Source organism: Streptomyces sp. NPDC020681 (genome assembly GCF_044334895.1).
Classification (GTDB): Bacteria; Actinomycetota; Actinomycetes; order Streptomycetales; family Streptomycetaceae; genus Streptomyces.
On record NZ_JBIRTX010000066.1, the window covers coordinates 1 to 2,680 of the forward strand.

2 protein-coding genes and 1 pseudogene are annotated in these 2,680 nt (G+C 68.4%); 2 read left to right on the forward strand and 1 reads right to left on the reverse strand.

Annotated elements, in window-relative coordinates; genetic code table 11:
- Together ACH4YL_RS40660 and ACH4YL_RS40665 are read left to right on the forward strand one after the other, a co-directional pair.
- Window positions 1-121, forward strand: a pseudogene (locus ACH4YL_RS40660) (IS5/IS1182 family transposase); the annotation flags it as partial.
- Between the two features lie 1,334 nt (window positions 122-1,455).
- The gene (locus ACH4YL_RS40665; RefSeq protein ID WP_398512577.1) at window positions 1,456-1,659 is read left to right on the forward strand and encodes a hypothetical protein; all 204 of its coding nucleotides are present in this window, start codon (window positions 1,456-1,458) and stop codon (window positions 1,657-1,659) included.
- A gap of 249 nt (window positions 1,660-1,908) precedes the next feature.
- On the opposite strand, the gene ACH4YL_RS40670 is transcribed toward ACH4YL_RS40665, so the two are convergent.
- Window positions 1,909-2,583, reverse strand: a complete 675-nt coding sequence (locus ACH4YL_RS40670) for a cytochrome P450 (RefSeq protein ID WP_398512578.1) — start codon at window positions 2,581-2,583, stop codon at window positions 1,909-1,911.
- Between the last annotated feature and the right edge of the window lie 97 nt (window positions 2,584-2,680).

Here is a 2,680-nt window from a genome sequence, read left to right on the forward strand (position 1 = left end):
GTATGTACTGGTCGACGAAACCCTCGCGCAGTGCGACCGGGTCGGCGACGGCCGCGGCAACCACTCGGGAAAGCACCGCCGACACGGCGTGAACCCGGGTCGGGGGAGCCGGCCGACAGGCCCGCGACGGGTGCGATGGCCGCGATCCGGTGGGCGAGCCGGCGGGCCAGGCCCGAGGTCATGCGGTCGCCGCCGGAGTAGCCGGTGTTTGTGCGTCCCAGAGCCGCCAGTGCCTTGCGCCGGGTCGGTGCACAAGGCTCGCAGAGTGTGCTGACCGCGCCCAAGCAGCCCACGTCCCCCGGGGCACTGAGATCACCTCCGGCACGTTCCAGACAAGCGCTGCCCGTTGCATGGCCCCGCCCGAGACGCACCGATGACGTGGACTGGGGCGGTGGCCCGCCTGTCGGTGAAGTTGAGGGACCAGCTGCCCTTGGATTGGCTGCCGTGCAAGTTGACCACGAGGGGCAGCCGTTCGGTGCTGCTCGCCGAGGGATGTGCACGAGCCGACTGTGCAACCGCCCGCCGAAGTCGACCCGGAATGGGAGCGTCCCGGGCGTCGTTGAAGCATACGCAGTCACCGGGATCGCCGCCCGAGCCCGGCACCGTCCCCTACTGCTAAGCGCTGCCGTTGCCGTCCTGGATGTGCAGCCGGGTGCCGTTCGCCGTGTTGCCTCCCGCGGAGCTCAGGTCAGGGCCGACTGCGGATCGAACAGGCTGCTGTTGGCGCGGACGGTCCACGGCCGGTGCCGCTGTCGTTGCAGTGCCACATCTGGGGCTTGGTGTCGTTGCGGGGCCCTGCTCGGTGACTTGAGGCAGCCGCGCGCAGGGCGGCGTCGCCGGGAGGAGAGGGAGCTTTGCCCTCGGGAGCCGTCTGTGGTGAGGCGGTGTGGATTGACCGGCCGCCGGTCGTCCAAAGCGCGGAGGGCCGAAGCGGCTTCGGGAAGGGAGGGGGGATCCCCTTCCTCAAAGCCGCTCCGGCGCTGGTGGCATCCCGGTCTCGCGCACGGTGCCCCTCACGTGCGCAGGCGCGTAGTTCCGGGGTGCCCGCGTCCCCCAAGATCCGCCTGACCCGCGGGACGCGAAACGAAGATTGCCGCCTTCTTTCTCGGATTGCACACGGGGGCGAATGAATACGGCGTATCGCGAGTGAAGGGTTGTGCCCGCTTGGAGGAATTTCACTGCTCGCGCGGGGCTGCCAACAGGCTGTTTCGGCATGCTCTTACCGTCCTGGCGGACTCAATTGACTGATCCTTGCCCGGTTCACCTTCCCCGACATGACTCAAAAAGGCTCCTGAGCTTGGTCCGTGTCTTCCGGCCGGCCGATGGCTTCGAGACTGTCGGGGGATGTTTGTCGATCTCGTCGCGTTGTAGCGCCGCCGGGCGGTGGTTTCGGGAGCCAGAGGCGGTCGAGGCCGGTGTATCGGGGTTGGGAAGAAGGGTTGGCAGCTAATCGCCATGGGGCGCCAGCTGGAGCGGCAGGCGCACCACCTTGTCGTGGGGCCGCCGGCCAAGGGGATTGGTTGGTGGTCGGCCACGGTCACCTTGTCGATGGTGGCGTCGACCGTGAAGACCAGCTTCCTGCCGCCGTGGTGCCAGAACTTGAGGTCGGCGTCCAAGTTGCCCGTCGCGGTGACCGTGACCTTCAGAGGGCGCGGCTAGCGGAGCTTGCGCAGGAGGCGTCGGGTCGCGAACCGCCGCGACGGCGATAGCAATCAGATGAGCCAAGTCGCTCGCTTCGTCGGCCTCTGCGTTCCTGCTGGCGGTGGAGTTGCGTGGCTGCTGGGCTCGCCGATCGTCGTCAGGTGGTCTTCCCTGAAGGGGAGTGAGCGCTTCACAGCGCGCAGACGCAGGCCCCGTGCCGTTAGGTTGGCGGCCGCGCGGGGGCGGTGCGGGGTGCCGGGGATGGCTTCAAGCCGCCAACGTGATGCAATCGTGGCGAGGGCGAGGACCCTCTCCATGGGGGCGTACTGGTTGGCGAGGCATTGGCGGGCGCCCCCGTCGAAGGGGATGAGGGCGTGGCGAGGCGGCGCGCTTCGGGGAGTCGTCCCATCGGTCGGGGTCGAAACTGTCTGGGTTGTCGTACAAGCCGCTCCGGCCTACGAGGCAGGGGCCGTAGCTAACGACCGTGCCGGCGGTAAGCAGGTGCCCGCCCAGGCGGGTGTCGGTGGTCACGACCCGAGTGCCCAGCCACAGACTCGGATAGAGCCTGAGCGTTTCGGTGATGATGCGGCGGGCGAGTTTCAGGTCGAGCAGGTGCTCGAAACCGGCCGGCTCACCAGCGAGGACGGTGTCGACCTCGGTGCGCAGGCTGTCCACAATCCCGGGATGCTGCGCCAGCAGGTGGAACACCCATCCCAACGTGCTGGCGACGGTCGCCGTCGGTGCGGCGATGAAGGTTGTTGCGTGGTCGACAGCCACGGTGTCGGCCAGGGCAGGGCCGCCATGATCGCCGGGAGCCAGCATCGCGGTTACCAGGTCGTCATGGTTCGCAGAGCCCTCACGCCGCTCGGCGATGACCTCACCGAGGGTCTGTCTGATGCGTGCGATCGCCTCGCTTTGGAAGCGGTTGCCGGGAGTCGGCAGCCGCTCCCTGGGGTAGTCCTTCGTCGAACAGGCGGCGCAGAGCGTCGAGCACCACTCCCGAGGCGATGTTGCCGTACTCGGTCAGGGTGGCCCGACT